This is a genomic window from Nitrosomonas aestuarii (assembly GCF_003046585.1).
In the GTDB taxonomy this organism is placed as follows: Bacteria; Pseudomonadota; Gammaproteobacteria; order Burkholderiales; family Nitrosomonadaceae; genus Nitrosomonas; species Nitrosomonas aestuarii.
Map to the genome: position 1 here is coordinate 1 of NZ_QAAE01000011.1, position 15,660 is coordinate 15,660.

15 protein-coding genes and 1 tRNA gene are annotated in these 15,660 nt (G+C 41.5%); 14 read left to right on the forward strand and 2 right to left on the reverse strand.

Going from position 1 to position 15,660, the window contains the following annotated elements; all coding sequences use genetic code 11:
- Nucleotides 1-548: 548 nt before the first annotated feature.
- Both C8R11_RS10245 and creA read right to left on the reverse strand, forming a co-directional pair.
- A tRNA-Met gene (locus tag C8R11_RS10245) sits at nucleotides 549-625 on the reverse strand.
- A gap of 235 nt (nucleotides 626-860) precedes the next feature.
- Entirely contained in the window at nucleotides 861-1,373 is a 513-nt protein-coding gene (gene creA / locus C8R11_RS10250) for a protein CreA (RefSeq protein WP_244907630.1), read from the reverse strand.
- Nucleotides 1,374-1,752: 379 nt separating this feature from the next.
- Here creA and rimP point away from each other — a divergent pair, with 379 nt between their 5' ends.
- From rimP to ccmI, 14 genes are all read left to right on the forward strand, one after another.
- A complete protein-coding gene (gene rimP, locus C8R11_RS10255) occupies nucleotides 1,753-2,181 on the forward strand; it encodes a ribosome maturation factor RimP (RefSeq protein ID WP_107795698.1) in 429 nt (142 codons plus the stop codon).
- A gap of 26 nt (nucleotides 2,182-2,207) precedes the next feature.
- On the forward strand, nucleotides 2,208-3,680 hold the full coding sequence (gene nusA, locus C8R11_RS10260; RefSeq protein ID WP_107795618.1) for a transcription termination factor NusA: 1,473 nt from the start codon (nucleotides 2,208-2,210) through the stop codon (nucleotides 3,678-3,680).
- A 97-nt stretch (nucleotides 3,681-3,777) separates the two neighbouring features.
- The gene (gene infB / locus C8R11_RS10265) at nucleotides 3,778-6,480 is read left to right on the forward strand and encodes a translation initiation factor IF-2 (protein ID WP_107795619.1); all 2,703 of its coding nucleotides are present in this window, start codon (nucleotides 3,778-3,780) and stop codon (nucleotides 6,478-6,480) included.
- Nucleotides 6,481-6,512: 32 nt separating this feature from the next.
- Nucleotides 6,513-6,881, forward strand: coding sequence for a 30S ribosome-binding factor RbfA (rbfA, locus tag C8R11_RS10270; RefSeq protein ID WP_090698523.1), 369 nt, complete (start codon nucleotides 6,513-6,515; stop codon nucleotides 6,879-6,881).
- Between the two features lie 76 nt (nucleotides 6,882-6,957).
- Entirely contained in the window at nucleotides 6,958-7,914 is a 957-nt protein-coding gene (gene truB, locus C8R11_RS10275; protein WP_107795620.1) for a tRNA pseudouridine(55) synthase TruB, read from the forward strand.
- Nucleotides 7,915-7,994: 80 nt separating this feature from the next.
- The gene (gene ccmA, locus C8R11_RS10280; protein WP_107795621.1) at nucleotides 7,995-8,609 is read left to right on the forward strand and encodes a cytochrome c biogenesis heme-transporting ATPase CcmA; all 615 of its coding nucleotides are present in this window, start codon (nucleotides 7,995-7,997) and stop codon (nucleotides 8,607-8,609) included.
- Nucleotide 8,610: 1 nt separating this feature from the next.
- Nucleotides 8,611-9,270 (forward strand): heme exporter protein CcmB, encoded by a 660-nt coding sequence (ccmB, locus tag C8R11_RS10285; protein WP_107795622.1) that lies wholly within the window; start codon nucleotides 8,611-8,613, stop codon nucleotides 9,268-9,270.
- A gap of 224 nt (nucleotides 9,271-9,494) precedes the next feature.
- Nucleotides 9,495-10,238 carry a heme ABC transporter permease CcmC gene (gene ccmC, locus C8R11_RS10290; protein ID WP_090698513.1) on the forward strand — a complete coding sequence of 248 codons (744 nt, stop codon included), beginning with the start codon at nucleotides 9,495-9,497 and terminating at the stop codon, nucleotides 10,236-10,238.
- Nucleotides 10,238-10,495, forward strand: a complete 258-nt coding sequence (gene ccmD / locus C8R11_RS10295; RefSeq protein WP_107795623.1) for a heme exporter protein CcmD — start codon at nucleotides 10,238-10,240, stop codon at nucleotides 10,493-10,495. Before ccmC ends, ccmD begins: the two co-directional genes overlap by 1 nt.
- 14 nt (nucleotides 10,496-10,509) lie before the next feature.
- A complete protein-coding gene (gene ccmE, locus C8R11_RS10300) occupies nucleotides 10,510-10,959 on the forward strand; it encodes a cytochrome c maturation protein CcmE (RefSeq protein ID WP_090698510.1) in 450 nt (149 codons plus the stop codon).
- A gap of 87 nt (nucleotides 10,960-11,046) precedes the next feature.
- The gene (locus C8R11_RS10305) at nucleotides 11,047-13,104 is read left to right on the forward strand and encodes a heme lyase CcmF/NrfE family subunit (RefSeq protein ID WP_107795624.1); all 2,058 of its coding nucleotides are present in this window, start codon (nucleotides 11,047-11,049) and stop codon (nucleotides 13,102-13,104) included.
- Nucleotides 13,101-13,631 carry a DsbE family thiol:disulfide interchange protein gene (locus C8R11_RS10310; RefSeq protein WP_107795625.1) on the forward strand — a complete coding sequence of 177 codons (531 nt, stop codon included), beginning with the start codon at nucleotides 13,101-13,103 and terminating at the stop codon, nucleotides 13,629-13,631. Before C8R11_RS10305 ends, C8R11_RS10310 begins: the two co-directional genes overlap by 4 nt.
- Nucleotides 13,631-14,296 (forward strand): cytochrome c-type biogenesis protein, encoded by a 666-nt coding sequence (locus tag C8R11_RS10315; RefSeq protein ID WP_342352467.1) that lies wholly within the window; start codon nucleotides 13,631-13,633, stop codon nucleotides 14,294-14,296. Before C8R11_RS10310 ends, C8R11_RS10315 begins: the two co-directional genes overlap by 1 nt.
- Complete coding sequence (ccmI, locus tag C8R11_RS10320; protein ID WP_107795626.1) at nucleotides 14,293-15,633, forward strand: c-type cytochrome biogenesis protein CcmI; 1,341 nt, start codon at nucleotides 14,293-14,295, stop codon at nucleotides 15,631-15,633. The genes C8R11_RS10315 and ccmI overlap by 4 nt, the downstream gene beginning before the upstream one ends.
- Nucleotides 15,634-15,660 lie beyond the last annotated feature (27 nt).

Here is a 15,660-nt window from a genome sequence, read left to right on the forward strand (position 1 = left end):
ATAAAAAAGTAATTGTGGAATGAGGCACGACTTGCTAAAGTGATTATGACAAAGTCGCTCGGTAATTAGACCGACAGTTTCCCTTGGTAATCACACTAACACAGGTTAACTACTCTGATGATTATGAGCGCTTAGTTTTTAGTTTCGTTTTAACAGATGTTATGCCCAAACTATGATTTGAACAGAAATATGATCATTTCTACTGTAAATTTATTGGTAACACCGGGGGCGTCTCAAAGCAAATATAGATTGTCCGGCAGTTAACTAGAACGTATTACTTTGAATAACTGGTAGAGATCTGTTTGGAGGAGTCAGTCAAGGCCGACGAAAACTCTGGCTGAGGGAGTGCTTATGGAAGTTTTACATTTCTGCACGTATCTTAACGACTTGCATTTACAAGATTTTAGAAATTTCCAGTAACTCATCTTGAGTGGTTTTTTGTTGCCTATTGTTTTGCTGGTATGACGGGTATTGATAAATGATGGTGACATTTATTTGTGATGCAAAAAAAACATCTGGGCAAATATTATCTAAGTCACTGAATAAGCTGGTTGCGGGGGTAGGATTTGAACCTACGACCTTCGGGTTATGAGCCCGACGAGCTGCCAGACTGCTCCACCCCGCGTCTGGAAAGACAAGCATTATATATTATTTTGTCGCGTGATTGTTAGCGTTAACGCAAAAAACTTCGGATGAACCGAAATGACTGTCCTAAAGTGAATGATCAGCAATCGATAAACTGTGCGAATCATTTTCCCAGTTATTTTTGTAAAATTGGGAAGTTAGTCGTTTTTAATGAAAGACTTTAATTTAAAATAGTTATCTTTAAAATGCGCGTGTGCTGAAACAAATTCTGTCAATTAACGCCAAGGCATTATCGGGATGGTTGAAATGCTGTTTTTTGGCGATCCTTCAATGATGCGGTCACTATAAGTCAGGTAAACCAGAACATTTCTTTTAGGATCATAAAAACGTACGACTTGTAAGGACTTGAAAAGTAACGATGTATTTTTTTTAAAAACTTCCTCACCGTCTGCATCGCCATTTTTGACATTCTCAGGAAGTCTGATCGGTCCAACTTGTCTGCAGGCAATGGATGCGTCTGAGGTGTCTTCAGCAATACCTACTACCCCACTTACGCCACCGGTTTTTGCTCTGCTTAAGTAACATGTTGCACCAGCAATATCAGGATCATCAAATGCTTCGATGACAATTTTATCGTTAGCGCCAAGCAGTTTAAATTTGGTTGATACGCTTCCAATTTTTTCAGCGCTCAGTGATGATGAGAAGAATATGAGTAGAATAACATTCGAAATGAACGCAATTTTAAAAAAAATTCTTTTGTTGTGAGGGTTCGTTGTCGTATTTGTCATGTTTTCCTGCCATATATTGTTGAAAATGTCTTATATTTTAAGATATTTTATATTATAAATCCCTGATATTGATTAATCTATAGGGGTGATGCGGTTGCGGATAAAATACAGGTTTATTTGTGATTAGCTGCAATGAGGTCCGCCGGGTCACTATAGCACCACGTTTTAAGACTACGTCACTTGTCGTTTGTGCGAAAGTTTTTTCATGTAAGTTAATGAACAGATTTTTAATCTTATTATGGGCTGATGCTTAAGTCGTGAGTGACATACTCATTTCAACTTAATTATCGATATATGTTCCATATTTTCTAAATATTTGATAAAATTGCGTCTAATTTCGATGGGCTTTTTCAGCCCATTTTTTATTTGTGTTGAGGATATGGTGCTTGAAGAATTGCTAGAACTAACTCTTGCGGGTATGGGGTATGAGTTGGTTGAGATTGAGCAATTATCACGCGGTAAATTGATAAGAGTATTTGTTGATAAGGAAGGCGGGATCACGATTGATGATTGCGTTACGATCAGTAATCATTTAAGTCGACTTTTAACCGCTGAAAATATCGATTATGGCCGACTTGAGGTATCTTCGCCGGGATTAGACAGGCCCATAAAAAAAGAGAGCGACTTTCTCCGTTTTGCCGGCGAAGTGATTAAATTAAAACTGCGCGTTCCGGTACAGGGACAAAGAAATTTTGTAGGAGTTTTGCGGGAAGTAAATGATGGCATTTTAAAACTTGAAGTCGAAGGTGAATTATTTGACCTTGATATGCGCAATATTGGAAAGGCTCGTCTGGTTCCAAAATTGTAGGCAATTAGAAATTTGACTGGAGGACTATGAGCCGCGAGATTTTATTGTTGGTTGATGCGTTGGCGCGTGAAAAATCTGTGGAAAAAGAAATTGTTTTTACAGCGTTAGAAATGGCATTATCTTCTGCAACAAAAAAAAGATTTCATGAAGATGTAGAGACACGTGTTTCCATCGACAGAGAAACAGGAGATTATGAGTCCTTTCGCCGGTGGCTGGTGGTGGAGGATGATGCTGTCGAAGAACCTTCTCGTCAAATTTCTTTAAGCGAAGCCAATAAAATTAATCCTGAGTTTCAACTAGAGGATTACTATGAGCAGCCTTTAGAGCCGATTGAGTTCGGTCGTATCGGTGCCCAGGCTGCTAAACAGGTTATTTTTCAAAAAATTCGAGATGCTGAGCGCGAGCAAACACTCAGTGACTTTCTGGAACGTGGAGATTATCTGGTAACAGGTACGATTAAGCGATTGGAGCGAGGCAATGCAATTGTTGAATCGGGCAGGGTAGAGGCTGAATTGCCGCGTGATCAGATGATCCCCAAGGAAAATTTACGTGTGGGTGACCGCGTTCGTGCCTATCTCTATAAAGTGGATCGTGCGACCAGAGGACCGCAATTAAAACTTTCGCGCATTACTCCAGATTTTTTAACAAAATTGTTTGAGCTAGAGGTGCCAGAAATTGAGGAAGGTATTCTGGAAATCAGATCAGCTGCAAGAGATCCCGGCTCACGCGCGAAGATTGCGGTAAAATCAAATGATCAGCGTGTTGATCCGATTGGAACATGCGTTGGAATGCGTGGTTCTCGTGTGCAATCGGTTATCAGTGAATTGTCCGGAGAGCGTGTGGATATCATATTGTGGTCGGATGATCCGGCCACTTTCGTCATCAATGCGCTGGCACCGGCTGAAATCAGTAGTATCATGGTTGATGAAGAAGGCCACAATATGGACATTGTGGTTGATGATGAAAATTTAGCGCAAGCGATCGGTCGCGGTGGGCAAAATGTGCGATTAGCCTCTGAGTTGACTGGTTGGTCTCTCAATATTATGACTGTAGAAGAATCAGAAACCAAGCATGAACAGGAAGCATCGCACATCAAGCAGCTTTTTATGAATAAGCTGGATGTTGATGAAGAAATTGCTGGAATTTTAGTTCAGGAGGATTTTGCTACACTTGAAGAAGTCGCTTATGTTCCATTAAGTGAAATGCTCGAAATTGAATCATTGGATGAAGAAACAATCAATGAAATACGTGAGCGTGCGCGTAATGTGCTATTAACAGATGCTATTGCGAGTGAAGAAAGGGTTGAAAATGTTGCGGATGATTTGCTTTCGCTCGAAGGTATGGATATTGAGACCGTGCGTGTTTTGGCATCTCAAGGCATTACTAATCAGACCGACCTGGCTGATTTGGCGGCTGATGATCTTGTGGAAATGACCGGGATGGATATTGATCGTGCAAATAAACTGATTATAAAGGCACGTGAGCCTTGGTTTGTTTAAATCATCGAGTAATGATGGGTAAGATTTTAAATAATTCTATACTAATCAGTTTTTCTATGTTTATTTAAGTTTGTTGAAGGGGTTAGAAAGGTTATAAATGGCGCAAATGAGTGTGGAACAATTTGCTAATGAACTTGGTTTGTTGCCAGCGGTATTGTTGGAACAACTCCAAGCGGCTGGTGTCAAGAAACTGTTGGCGGAAGATAATCTGACTGAGCAGGATAAGGCGCAGTTGCTGGATTATTTACGAAAAACACATGGCGCTAAAGAAACGAAAAATAAAGTAACCTTAACACGTCGTCAAACTTCGGAAATACGCAAAGCCGATAGTATGGGCAGAGCGCGTACCATTCAGGTTGAAGTGAGAAAAAGGCGTGTATTTACCAAGCCGGCTATTGAAGGGGAAGAACAAAGTAAGCCAGCAACAACAGAAACAAAAACGAAAACATCTGTAACTGAGTCTGTAATCGACGCAGAGCAATTGGCTTTACGTGAAGAAGAAGCAAAGAAACAATCGGAATTAATAGCGCGCCAGATAGCAGAAATTCAGCGCAAGAAGATGCGTGGAAAAAATGAGGCAGGGCAGGAGGAAGAAATAAAAACTGCACCTGAAGCGGCAACTGTTGAAACTGAAGAACAGAAACAGGGTGGCGAGGTGTTAGCAGCTCCGGTTATTGCCGAGGAGCAGCCGAATGTAGATACAAATGCAGCAACTGAAAATGTCGGAGAGGATAAAAAACAAACCGAAGAAGCATCATCAATGCAAGGTGAAAAGTTGTCTGAAGACGCGAAACCCAAGCCATTGTTAAAACAGGAAAAGAAAGGCGATAAAGCAGACAAGACTGAAAAAGCCGATAAGACTGAAAAGAAGAAAAAGCTGAGTAAGCAAACGGGTTGGAAAGAAGAAGGGGCGCGTAAACGCGGTGTGAAGACACACGGCGATGTGTCTGGTGGCCAGGGATGGCGAACCCGTCGTGATAAACAGCATAAGGCATCTGCAGCTGATACAAAAAAAGAACATGGTTTTTCAGCGCCAACTGAGCCGATCGTGCGTGAAATTACGGTGCCAGAAACTATTTCAGTCGGTGCGCTTGCGCAAAAACTGTCAGTTAAGGCAGCTGATATTATTAAGGTTTTAATGAACATGGGCAGCATGGTAACGATCAATCAAATGCTGGACCAGGAAACGGCCATGATTGTGGTTGAAGAATTGGGCCATGTTGCCAAGTATGCAGCACTGGATAGTCCTGAAGCTTTTCTTGCTGATAGCGAATCGATCATTGCTGATGCAGAAATGGAACCGCGAGCGCCTGTCGTTACGGTAATGGGGCATGTAGATCATGGAAAAACATCTTTATTGGACTTTATTCGTCGTTCGCGTGTGGCGGGTGGTGAAGCGGGAGGCATTACACAGCATATAGGTGCTTACCATGTTGAGACAGAACATGGCATGATAACTTTTTTAGATACGCCCGGTCATGAGGCTTTTACCGCTATGCGCGCGCGCGGTACCAGAATTACCGATATTGTTATTTTGGTGGTTGCTGCCGATGATGGCGTAATGCCTCAAACTGTTGAAGCGGTACATCATGCCAAAGCAGCCAAAATTCCGATAATTGTTGCAGTCAATAAAATTGATAAACCAGAAGCTAACGTTGAAAAAATTAAGCAAGAACTGGTTGCACATGAAGTGGTGCCTGAAGACTGGGGTGGCGATACTATGTTTATCGAGGTTTCAGCTAAAACTGGTCTGGGCATTGATGCTTTACTGGAAGGTGTTTTGTTACAGGCAGAGGTTTTGGAGCTCAAGGCGCCTAAGAAAACATCTGCCAGAGGGGTGGTAATTGAATCACGTTTAGATAAGGGACGTGGCCCGGTTGCAACCATTTTGGTTCAGTCAGGTACGCTCAGACGAGGTGATGTACTTTTGGCAGGTGCGGTTTTTGGTAAAGTGCGTGCTATGAGTGATGAAAATGGTAAGCAAATAAAACAAGCAAGTACTTCAATTCCGGTTGAGATACATGGTTTGTCAGAGGTGCCGGATGCCGGTGAAGTGGTTACAGCGTTGGATGATGAGCGTAAAGCAAGAGAAATTGCGCTTTTCCGTCAAGGCAAATATCGGGACGTTAAGCTTGCCAAGCTTCATGCGGCTAAGCTGGAAAATGTTTTTGATCAGCAAGAAGATGTCAAAGTACTTTCTTTGATTATTAAAGCTGATGTGCAGGGATCTTGCGAGGCGCTTGCGCATGCTTTACAGAAGCTTTCAACTGACGAGGTTAAAGTCAATATTATCCATAGCGGTGTGGGTGCGATTATTGAGTCGGATATCAATTTATCGCTGGCATCTAAAGCCGTGGTAATTGGTTTTAATGTGCGTGCAGATGCCGGTGCGCGTAAGTTGATAGCTTCAAGTGGCGTAGATGTGCGTTACTATAATATTATTTATGAAGCCGTTGATGAAGTTAAAGCTGCCTTGTCAGGGATGATGGCACCCGAACGCAAGGAGAATATTCAAGGACTCGTTGATGTCCGGGAAATCTATCGTATTCCGAAGGTTGGTGTGGTTGCCGGGTGCTATGTACTGGAAGGTATCGTAAAAAGAAATTCACTGATAAGAGTGTTGCGCGACGGTAAAGTTGTCCAGAGCTGTGAATTGGACTCTTTAAAACGATTTAAAGATGATGTTAAGGAAGTAAGGGAGAGCTTTGAATGTGGCGTGTCGCTCAAAAATTACAACGATCTACAAGTAGGTGATCAACTGGAGGCTTATGAAATTATTGAAACGGCACGTACGCTTTAGTTGGATTTTGTCGTCGTAACAATTTAGTAATAATGCCTAAAGACTTCTCTCGTTCTCTGCGTGTGGCCGATCAGATTCAACGTGAACTGGCTGATTTGTTGCGACATGAAATTAAAGATCCCCGGCTTGATCAAATTACGATTACAGCAGTCGAGGTAACGCGCGACTATGCGTATGCCAAAGTTTTTTATACGACATTAGGAGAGTCAGAAAAAATCACTTTGGTAGAAAAAGGCCTGGAAAAAGCAATTGGATTTATTCGGTCCAGTTTATCCAAAAGAATGCAATTGCGCGTCGTTCCGCAATTAATTTTTGTCTATGACAAATCTGTTGAGCATGGCGCATATATGTCAAAGTTAATAGATGAAGCTGTTGCCCAAGAGAACAAAAATGAGACCTGATTGATTAGTTAAAGCTTGAGGCAACGCTTGTTTTTTCAACTTGGATACGTTTTGGGAATTTGTTACTTTTCACTTTATGGCTAAGCGTAGTATTAGCGGTGTATTACTATTAGATAAGTCATACGGGATTACATCTAATAAAGCGCTGCAGAAAGTTAAGTACTTATATGAATCAGCCAAGTCTGGGCACACCGGTACACTAGACCCCTTGGCAACAGGTATATTGCCAATCTGCATGGGGGAGGCCACTAAATTTTCTTCTATATTGTTAAACGCAAACAAGACTTATGAAGCTGTAATCAAGTTAGGCTATCAAAGTACGACAGGTGACGCAGAGGGGATAATTGAAAAATTGATTGAGGTAGGTACAACTAAACTAACCATTCAATATTGTGAAACGATTCTGCAACAATTTGTGGGAGAAACCATACAGATACCGCCAATGTATAGTGCTTTAAAACATCGCGGAAAACCATTATATTTTTATGCCCGCAACGGGGAGGTAATTGAGCGTGAGCCACGCACAATTCTAATTCATGAAATCCAAATTAAATCGTTATTTCAGAACGAGCTGACCATAACAGTCAGTTGCGGAACCGGCACCTATATTCGTACGTTGGCAGAAGATATTGGAAGGGCATTGGGTTGTGGTGGCGCCTATCTGATTAAATTATGCCGCAGTTCTCTGGGTTTTTTTGATTTGTCACAAGCGAGAAAACTCGAAGACCTTGAAGAAATGGATAAAGGTGATCGTGACTACTGTTTATTACCGATAGATAGCATCTTGCAGGATTTGCCCCGCGTAGTGCTCGATAAAAATGAAACGAAGAATATTTTGCAAGGGCGCGTTCTATCAGAAAAACCAGACCTAAATGATTGGGCAGCGCAAAAATCACATGATAAAAGTGTACGTTTGTATTATCGGCAATTATTTCTGGGGCTTGGTGAAGTCACGTCAGAGCAAACTATAAAACCTAAACGCTTATTGTCTGAATCACATTTAATAAATCAGAATCAATTGCAGCTAAATTGATTTTTGTATGTTTAGTAATGTGATGATACAGATCAGGGTCAATGCGTTATAATCCTACGTTTAATTTCGTACAATGAATAATGCTACATGGAGTTAATCTGACTTGCGTACGTGGCGATCGCAGACTTTTTAAGGAAGTGAATTTTACTTTGGAAGCGGGCGGATTAATGCAAGTGAACGGGCCTAATGGAAGCGGAAAAACGAGTTTGTTGCGGATACTGTGTGGTTTAACGAGTCCAGCCTTTGGTAAAATTACGTGGCGGGGTGAAACCGTGCGCGCTCTTGATGGTCAATATTATAGGGATTTGACTTATATCGGTCACCTAACTGGTACGAAAGACGACCTGACCGCGCTCGAGAATTTGCGTATATCGAGCGCATTGTCAGGTGTGCAAGTTACTGAGAAGCAAGCCAGAGATGCACTCGCTCATATGGGTTTAGTTGGCAGAGAGTTATTGCCGGCTAAAGTACTTTCGCAAGGTCAACGAAGACGTGTTGCGCTTGCACGTCTACTAGTTTGTAATACAACATTATGGATTTTGGATGAACCATTGGCAGCTTTAGATGTGGCTGCTGTAAAGCTAATTCAGGATTTACTGGAACAGCATCTGCAAGAAGGTGGAATGGTCGTGATGACGACGCACCAAGATATTGATATTGCTGCCGTATCGACAGTGCAACTGCAGTTGGCATAATATGTTCTTTTGGGTAATTCAGCGTGATCTGTTACTGGCGATACGTCGTAGATCCGATGTTTTAACAACGCTGTTTTTCTTTGTGATCGTCGTCAGTTTGTTTCCATTAAGTGTGGGGCCGGAAATGAATATGTTACGAACAATGGCGCCTGGTATTGTATGGGTTGCGGCTTTGTTGGCCTCAATGCTTTCATTAGGCAGGCTGTTTTCCAATGATTATATGGACGGTACACTTGAGCAGATGCTACTGTCGCCACAATCATTATCGGTCCTTGTGTTAGGAAAAGCATTGGCGCACTGGCTAGTGACGGGTGTTCCCCTTGTATTGATGGCACCGATTTTAGGTATCCAGTACGATTTGCCGATGGATGCACTGTTTGTATTAACTATATCGTTATTACTTGGTACGCCAGTACTGAGTTTAATTGGTGCAATCGGCGCGGCTTTAACACTTGGTTTGCGTGGAGGCGGTGTTTTAATTTCTTTACTTGTTTTGCCACTTTATATTCCTGTTCTCATTTTTGGATCAGGTGCGGTTGAGGCTAATATGGCAGGTGTAGGACATGATGCGCATTTGTCATTGTTGGGCGCATTTCTACTCGTTTCACTTGTTTTTGCTCCTTGGGCAGCAGCTTCCTCTCTTAGAGTTTCAATGGAATAGCAGTCAATGCTAGATAATCAGCTTCTCAAAGGTTTGTCTTGGACGAACTTATAATAACAGATATGATTTTTTAGGAGATTTTTGAGTTGTATCAAAGCAATTTTTTGATTCCTATTTTTTGGTATAGAATTGGCGACTATAGATAGGCTGCACTCATAAAAAATAAACTTCTAAAATAGCGCATACAAACAAAATATAAATTTATAACTAATATCTTTCTTTATATGGCAATTAATTGGTACAAATACGCAGCACCCGCTAGTTTTTATTCACTCGCGGGCAAAATGATTCCATTCTTTACAATAATTGCATTCGGTTTACTGGTGGCGGGGCTTTATATCGGTTTTTTTGTCGCACCTACAGATTTTCAACAGGGTGAAGCATACCGTATTATTTTTATTCATGTCCCCGCAGCATGGATGTCGATGTTCCTATACGTTGTAATGGCATTCTGGGCTGGCATCGGACTTGCTTTTAACACGCGGTTGTCTTCCATGATGGCGACTGCAATTGCTCCGACAGGTGCGTTGTTTACATTCCTGGCATTATGGACTGGATCGCTCTGGGGAAAGCCGATGTGGGGCACCTGGTGGGTGTGGGATGCACGGTTGACTTCTGAATTGATCTTGTTATTTTTGTATATCGGATTTATGTCATTGCAAGCGGCCATTGATGATCCGAGAAGAGCGGATAAAGCGGGTGCAATCATCGCATTGGTCGGTGTTATTAATATTCCGATTATTTACTTTTCAGTACAATGGTGGAATACCCTTCATCAAGGCGCATCAGTAAGTGTGACCCAGGCACCTACTATGGCTTCAACAATGTTAACCGGCATGATGGTCATGGTATTTGCAAGCTGGATGTATGCTATCGCGGTAATCTTGAAGCGTGTACGAGTTATCATTCTGGAGCGAGAAAGTAATACCGCGTGGGTCGCTGAACTTAGACGAAAGGGAGCGTTTTGATGAATTGGTCAAGTTGGGCAGAATTTTTTGCAATGGGTGGATATGGTGTTTATGTTTGGGGTTCGTACGCAGTGACATTTGCATGTGTAATAGGTGAGATCCTTTTAATTTCTAAACGTCGTCGAACTTTAGTTAAAAGATATGGTCTGATTCACGATTCAGTTACGGAAGAATTTTCAGATACTAAAACAGTTCAAAACACCGAAAAGACTTCAGATACAAAAGAAATTTCAGATGGACAAAGAGATTTCAAATAAAGAAGAGATAAAAAATGAAACCACGTCATAAAAAACTTGCAGTCATAACAGCAGGTGTGACTGCATTAGGCTTCGCGGCAGTATTAGTTTTAAATGCTTTTCAGAGTAATCTGGTTTTTTTCTTCAGTCCAACGCAGGTTGTTGCCAACGAAGCACCCATTGGTAAGAGCTTTCGGATAGGCGGACTTGTGGAAGAGGGAAGTGTTCAACGCGAGGATAGTAGTACAACAGTCAGGTTTGCAGTAACTGACACGTCAGAGGTAATTCAAGTTGTCTATACGGGAATTCTTCCAGATTTATTTAGAGAAGGTAAAGGCGTCGTCGCACAAGGTAAATTAAGCGAAAATGGCGTTTTTAAGGCTGATGAAGTGCTGGCTAAACATGATGAGAATTATATGCCGCCAGAAGCAGCGCTTGCGTTAGAAGAAGCTGCAAAAGCCCAAAAAGCTTTTTTAGCAGAATAAACGCACTTAAGCGAACGTACTTCGGTTAAATTTCACTTCATTGTATTAGACTAAAATAAAGTCATTAATTTATAAGTAAAAAATATTATGATTCCAGAAATTGGTAATTTTGCACTCATACTTGCGTTGTTATTGGCTATAACACAGGGTACTTTACCTTTAATAGGCGCAGCGCGTGGTATTTCTTCTTGGATGGCATTAGCAAAGCCCGTTGTACAGGGACAGTTTGTTTTTGTACTGATTGCTTTTCTATGTCTTGGGTATTCTTTTGTTACAAGTGATTTTTCGGTCATCAATGTGGCAAGAAATTCCAATACTGAACTACCACTACAATTCCGTATTGCAGCTACTTGGGGTTCACATGAAGGTTCGTTATTACTCTGGGTGTTAATGCTTGCAGGCTGGTCAATAGCCGTCAGTGTTTTCAGCAAACAATTGCCTGATGAAATGGTTGCTCGTGTGTTGGGTGTCTTAGGCATCGTTAGTGTCGGTTTCTTGTTATTTATGTTATTGACTTCGAACCCATTCGATCGTTTGTTGCCAGCAGCTATGGAAGGCAGTGATCTTAATCCACTATTACAAGATCCTGGGATGGTTATTCATCCACCTATGCTGTACATGGGCTATGTGGGATTCTCGGTGGCGTTTGCTTTTGCGATTGCAGCCCTGTTAAGTGGCAAATTAGATGCAACGTGGGCACGCTGGTCCAGACCCTGGACCACAGTTGCGTGGGTATTTTTAACCTCTGGAATAATGCTTGGCAGCTGGTGGGCTTATTATGAACTTGGATGGGGTGGCTGGTGGTTCTGGGATCCAGTTGAAAACGCTTCTTTTATGCCCTGGCTAGTTGGAACGGCGTTAATGCATTCGTTGGCCGTAACTGAAAAACGCGGCAGTTTTAAAAGCTGGACTGTTTTGTTGGCCATATGCACTTTTTCATTGTGCCTGTTAGGTACGTTTTTGGTACGATCCGGTGTATTAACTTCAGTGCATGCTTTTGCGACCGATCCCGAAAGAGGCGTATTTATTCTTGGATTCCTTTTCGTAACAGTGACACTTTCATTATTATTATTTGCATGGCGTGCACCAAAAGTGGGTTTGGGCGGTAAGTTCGATTTATTATCGCGTGAGTCTATGTTGCTGGCAAATAATTTGTTATTGCTTGTTGCTGCAGCCAGTGTGATGCTGGGTACGCTGTATCCACTTATCATTGACGCACTTGGTCTGGGTAAGATCTCAGTAGGCCCTCCATATTTTGAGGCCGTTTTTGTCCCCATAATGACGCCCGCAATATTTTTAATTGGTCTGGGGCCGATTTCACGCTGGAAGCAAATGAGCATGCCATCTCTGACTGTGCGTATACGCTGGGCGATTGCTGTAAGTTTCATCAGTGCAATAATTGCACCTTTCTATATGGGTGAATGGAAGCCATTAGTAAGTTTTGGTCTATTATTAGCATTCTGGATTTTGTTTAGTATCTTGGTTAGTTTGAAGCATCGTCTAAGTAACAGTGGTCAAGGCAATATATTTTCAAAATTAGCTAAGCAATCTAAGAGCTATTACGGAATGCATTGCGCGCATTTCGGTGTTGCCGTTTTTATCATAGGCGTAACACTTGTGAATGGCTATGAAACGGAAAAAGATGTTCGTATGGATATTGGTAGCCGTGTCACGATTGGTGACTATGCTTTTCAATTTAACGGTGTTTCAGATGTCGATGGCCCAAACTACAAGTCTATACTTGGCGAAATTGAAGTATTCCAGAATGGAGAGTATTTGCGTAAATTATATCCAGAGAAGCGCACTTATAATGCATCAGGAATGGTTATGACAGAAGCTGCGATAGATACGGGAATATTCCGTGATTTATATGTTGCTTTGGGGGAACCTCTAGCAAATGAGGCGTGGGTAGTTCGCGCCTATCATAAGCCTTTTGTTGACTGGATCTGGTTTGGTTGTATATTGATGGCAATCGGTGGCATTTTGGCTGTTAGTGATAAACGTTATCGTTTGAAAATTAAAAACAAGAGTGCGTTATTTGCTGACAAGGAGACTGAAAAAGAAATGCCGGTAGCAGATGGAATACACAAACCAGCAGCGACTGGTGGTAGCACAGGTTTAGTCACAGAAACAAGGAAAGTGTGATGCGATATTTGGCGCCATTGTTTGCTTTCTTAGTACTGGCTGTATTTTTATTTGCTGGTTTGTCCTTAAATCCACGCCAAGTGCCTTCTCCATTGATTGACAAACCTGCACCCGAATTTGAACTTTATAACCTGCATGAACCCGAGAAAATGTTATCGTCAAGGGATAACTTGGGAAAAGTCTGGTTATTGAATGTGTGGGCATCATGGTGTGTGGCATGCCGAGATGAGCATCCATTACTGGTGCAACTTGCAAATTCTGGAATGGTGCCTGTATACGGGCTTAACTATAAGGACGAAAACGCAACGGCAAAACAATGGCTTCGACTCTATGGCGATCCTTATGTAGTGAGTGTCGTTGATCCCGATGGTACAGTGGGTATTGACTATGGTGTTTATGGTGTTCCTGAGACATATGTGATTGATAAAAAAGGAATTATAAGACATAAGCAAATTGGTCCTGTAACTGTTGACTCATTGCAAAATACGATCATTCCATTAATTGAAAAACTACAAAGGCAAACATAATGAAATTATCTTGTTCAATGTTTGTTGACTTCATTAATGGACTGATATCAAAGTATATGCCGTTAAAGTTGTGTGGCATTGTGATTCTAAGCTTGTCAATTCTTACGATATCGTCGGTGTGCTGGTCACAGGGAAATTATAAAGAAGCGGTTCCTGTAGCAGAAAATCCGGAGATAGAAAAAAGAATGCTGGCGTTAACTGAAGATCTGCGGTGCCTGGTGTGTCAAAACGAAACAATTGCAGAATCGCGTGCCGATTTTTCTAATGATATGCGTCGAGTTATTCGCGAACAAATCCAGGCCAACAAGACAGATGCTGAAATTATTGAGTTTTTAGTCGATCGTTATGGGGATTTTGTACTTTACAATCCACCAATGAAGCCAACAACCGTACTATTGTGGTTTGGTCCACTTATCTTTTTCATTATAAGTGCATGGTTTTTGGTTAAATATCTCAAAGGACGCCGCCTTCAGATTCAAGAAGTAACTTTGTCCGAAGCGGATCAAAAAAAAATTGCCGTTTTGTTAGCTGAAAAAGATGCAGCTTTGTCTGAAATACAGGTAGAAAAAACTGATACTTCGCCAAATAAAAACAATTCAATCACCGGAGTGAATCAGAGCAAAAGCGAAGCTCCATCCAGCGAAAATAAAGGTAATAACGTATGACGGCATTTTGGATTATTTCAGGTATTTTTATTGTAGTTACACTGCTTTTTATTATTCCGACATTATTAAGAAATAAGAATGTTCAGGAGCAGCGCGTAGAACGTGATGCCGTCAATATTTCAGTTTATCGTGATCAACTGAAAGAATTAGAAAGAGATCTGGAAAATGATATTCTAACTCAGGAACAATATGACCAAAGTAAACAAGAACTTCAGCAACGCATGCTTCAGGATGTTCCTGAAATGACTGAACAAGAGAATAGTAAAAAAACGAATAAAGTCATGAATATTGCAATTTCCACAGTAATTGTGTTGACTTTGCCAGTCGTAGCAGTTTATCTGTATCTGGAAATCGGTGATACGCGTGGCTTATTACCGCAAGCACAACTGGCGAACGCAACACAAATGTCCCAGAATAATAGCAGTAGTGGAACGCCTGAAGGTCATGACAATTTTGCTTCTGTTCTTGATAATTTAATTGCGCGACTGAATAATGATCCTGAAGATATTGAGGGATGGGTCATGTTGGGTCGTACATACGCAATTATGCAGCGTTATGATGAAGCGGCCAGTACATATGCAAAGCTGAATGAATTGATTCCTGATAATCCTCAGATTCTGAGTGATTATGCTGATATATTGGCTATGACTAATGAAGGAAGTCTTACTGGAAAGCCAACTGAATTAATACAGAAAGCTTTAAGTATTGACCCTGAATATCCTAAAGCGTTAGCCTTGGCCGGAACTGTCGAGTTTGAGCAAAATGAGTTTGATCAGGCTGCCATGTATTGGGAAAGGTTGCTTGCCGTAATTCCAGCAGATTCTCAACTGGCCAAGTCTGTTAATGAAAGTATTGAGGAAGCCAGGTCGCTGGCGGTTAAGGAGCCAGGAACATCTCAAACGCAACAAATAGCTACAACAAAAGCTGTTGAAGAAGAGCCGCAATCCAGTGTAGCAGAGTCGAAGCAGTCTTCTGCGGCAGAAGAGTCTGGTTCATTGTCTATATCCGGCAATGTAACAATCAGTGATTCGATTGCATCGAGTGCAAATCCGAATGATACGTTATTCATTTATGCGCGTGCAGAATCAGGCCCTAAAATGCCATTAGCAATCTTAAGATTAAAAGCTGGTGATTTACCGACATCATTTACATTAACTGATGAAATGGCGATGACTCCAGCAATGAAATTATCAAGTTTTCCAAATGTCATTATCGAAGCCCGAATTTCCAAATCTGGTCAGGCCGTTCCAGCTAGTGGTGATTTACAAGGATTGAGTGCGCCTGTTAAGATTGGTAATAATAATGTGACAATTGTAATCGATTCAAGAATTCCATAATATCTGCTAAAAATTGTATGTACCCAA

Excerpts from the sequence above, each read along its gene's own strand:
- nusA (WP_107795618.1), top strand. The coding sequence starts at position 2,208 with ATGAGCCGCGAGATTTTATTGTTGGTTGATGCGTTGGCGCGTGAAAAA.
- ccmE (WP_090698510.1), top strand. The coding sequence starts at position 10,510 with ATGAAACCACGTCATAAAAAACTTGCAGTCATAACAGCAGGTGTGACT.
- C8R11_RS10315 (WP_342352467.1), top strand. The coding sequence starts at position 13,631 with ATGAAATTATCTTGTTCAATGTTTGTTGACTTCATTAATGGACTGATA.
- truB (WP_107795620.1), top strand. The coding sequence starts at position 6,958 with ATGGCTAAGCGTAGTATTAGCGGTGTATTACTATTAGATAAGTCATAC.
- ccmC (WP_090698513.1), top strand. The coding sequence starts at position 9,495 with ATGGCAATTAATTGGTACAAATACGCAGCACCCGCTAGTTTTTATTCA.
- ccmI (WP_107795626.1), top strand. The coding sequence starts at position 14,293 with ATGACGGCATTTTGGATTATTTCAGGTATTTTTATTGTAGTTACACTG.
- creA (WP_244907630.1), bottom strand. The coding sequence starts at position 1,373 with ATGACAAATACGACAACGAACCCTCACAACAAAAGAATTTTTTTTAAA.
- ccmA (WP_107795621.1), top strand. The coding sequence starts at position 7,995 with ATGCTACATGGAGTTAATCTGACTTGCGTACGTGGCGATCGCAGACTT.
- C8R11_RS10305 (WP_107795624.1), top strand. The coding sequence starts at position 11,047 with ATGATTCCAGAAATTGGTAATTTTGCACTCATACTTGCGTTGTTATTG.
- ccmD (WP_107795623.1), top strand. The coding sequence starts at position 10,238 with ATGAATTGGTCAAGTTGGGCAGAATTTTTTGCAATGGGTGGATATGGT.
- ccmB (WP_107795622.1), top strand. The coding sequence starts at position 8,611 with ATGTTCTTTTGGGTAATTCAGCGTGATCTGTTACTGGCGATACGTCGT.
- rimP (WP_107795698.1), top strand. The coding sequence starts at position 1,753 with ATGGTGCTTGAAGAATTGCTAGAACTAACTCTTGCGGGTATGGGGTAT.
- rbfA (WP_090698523.1), top strand. The coding sequence starts at position 6,513 with ATGCCTAAAGACTTCTCTCGTTCTCTGCGTGTGGCCGATCAGATTCAA.
- infB (WP_107795619.1), top strand. The coding sequence starts at position 3,778 with ATGGCGCAAATGAGTGTGGAACAATTTGCTAATGAACTTGGTTTGTTG.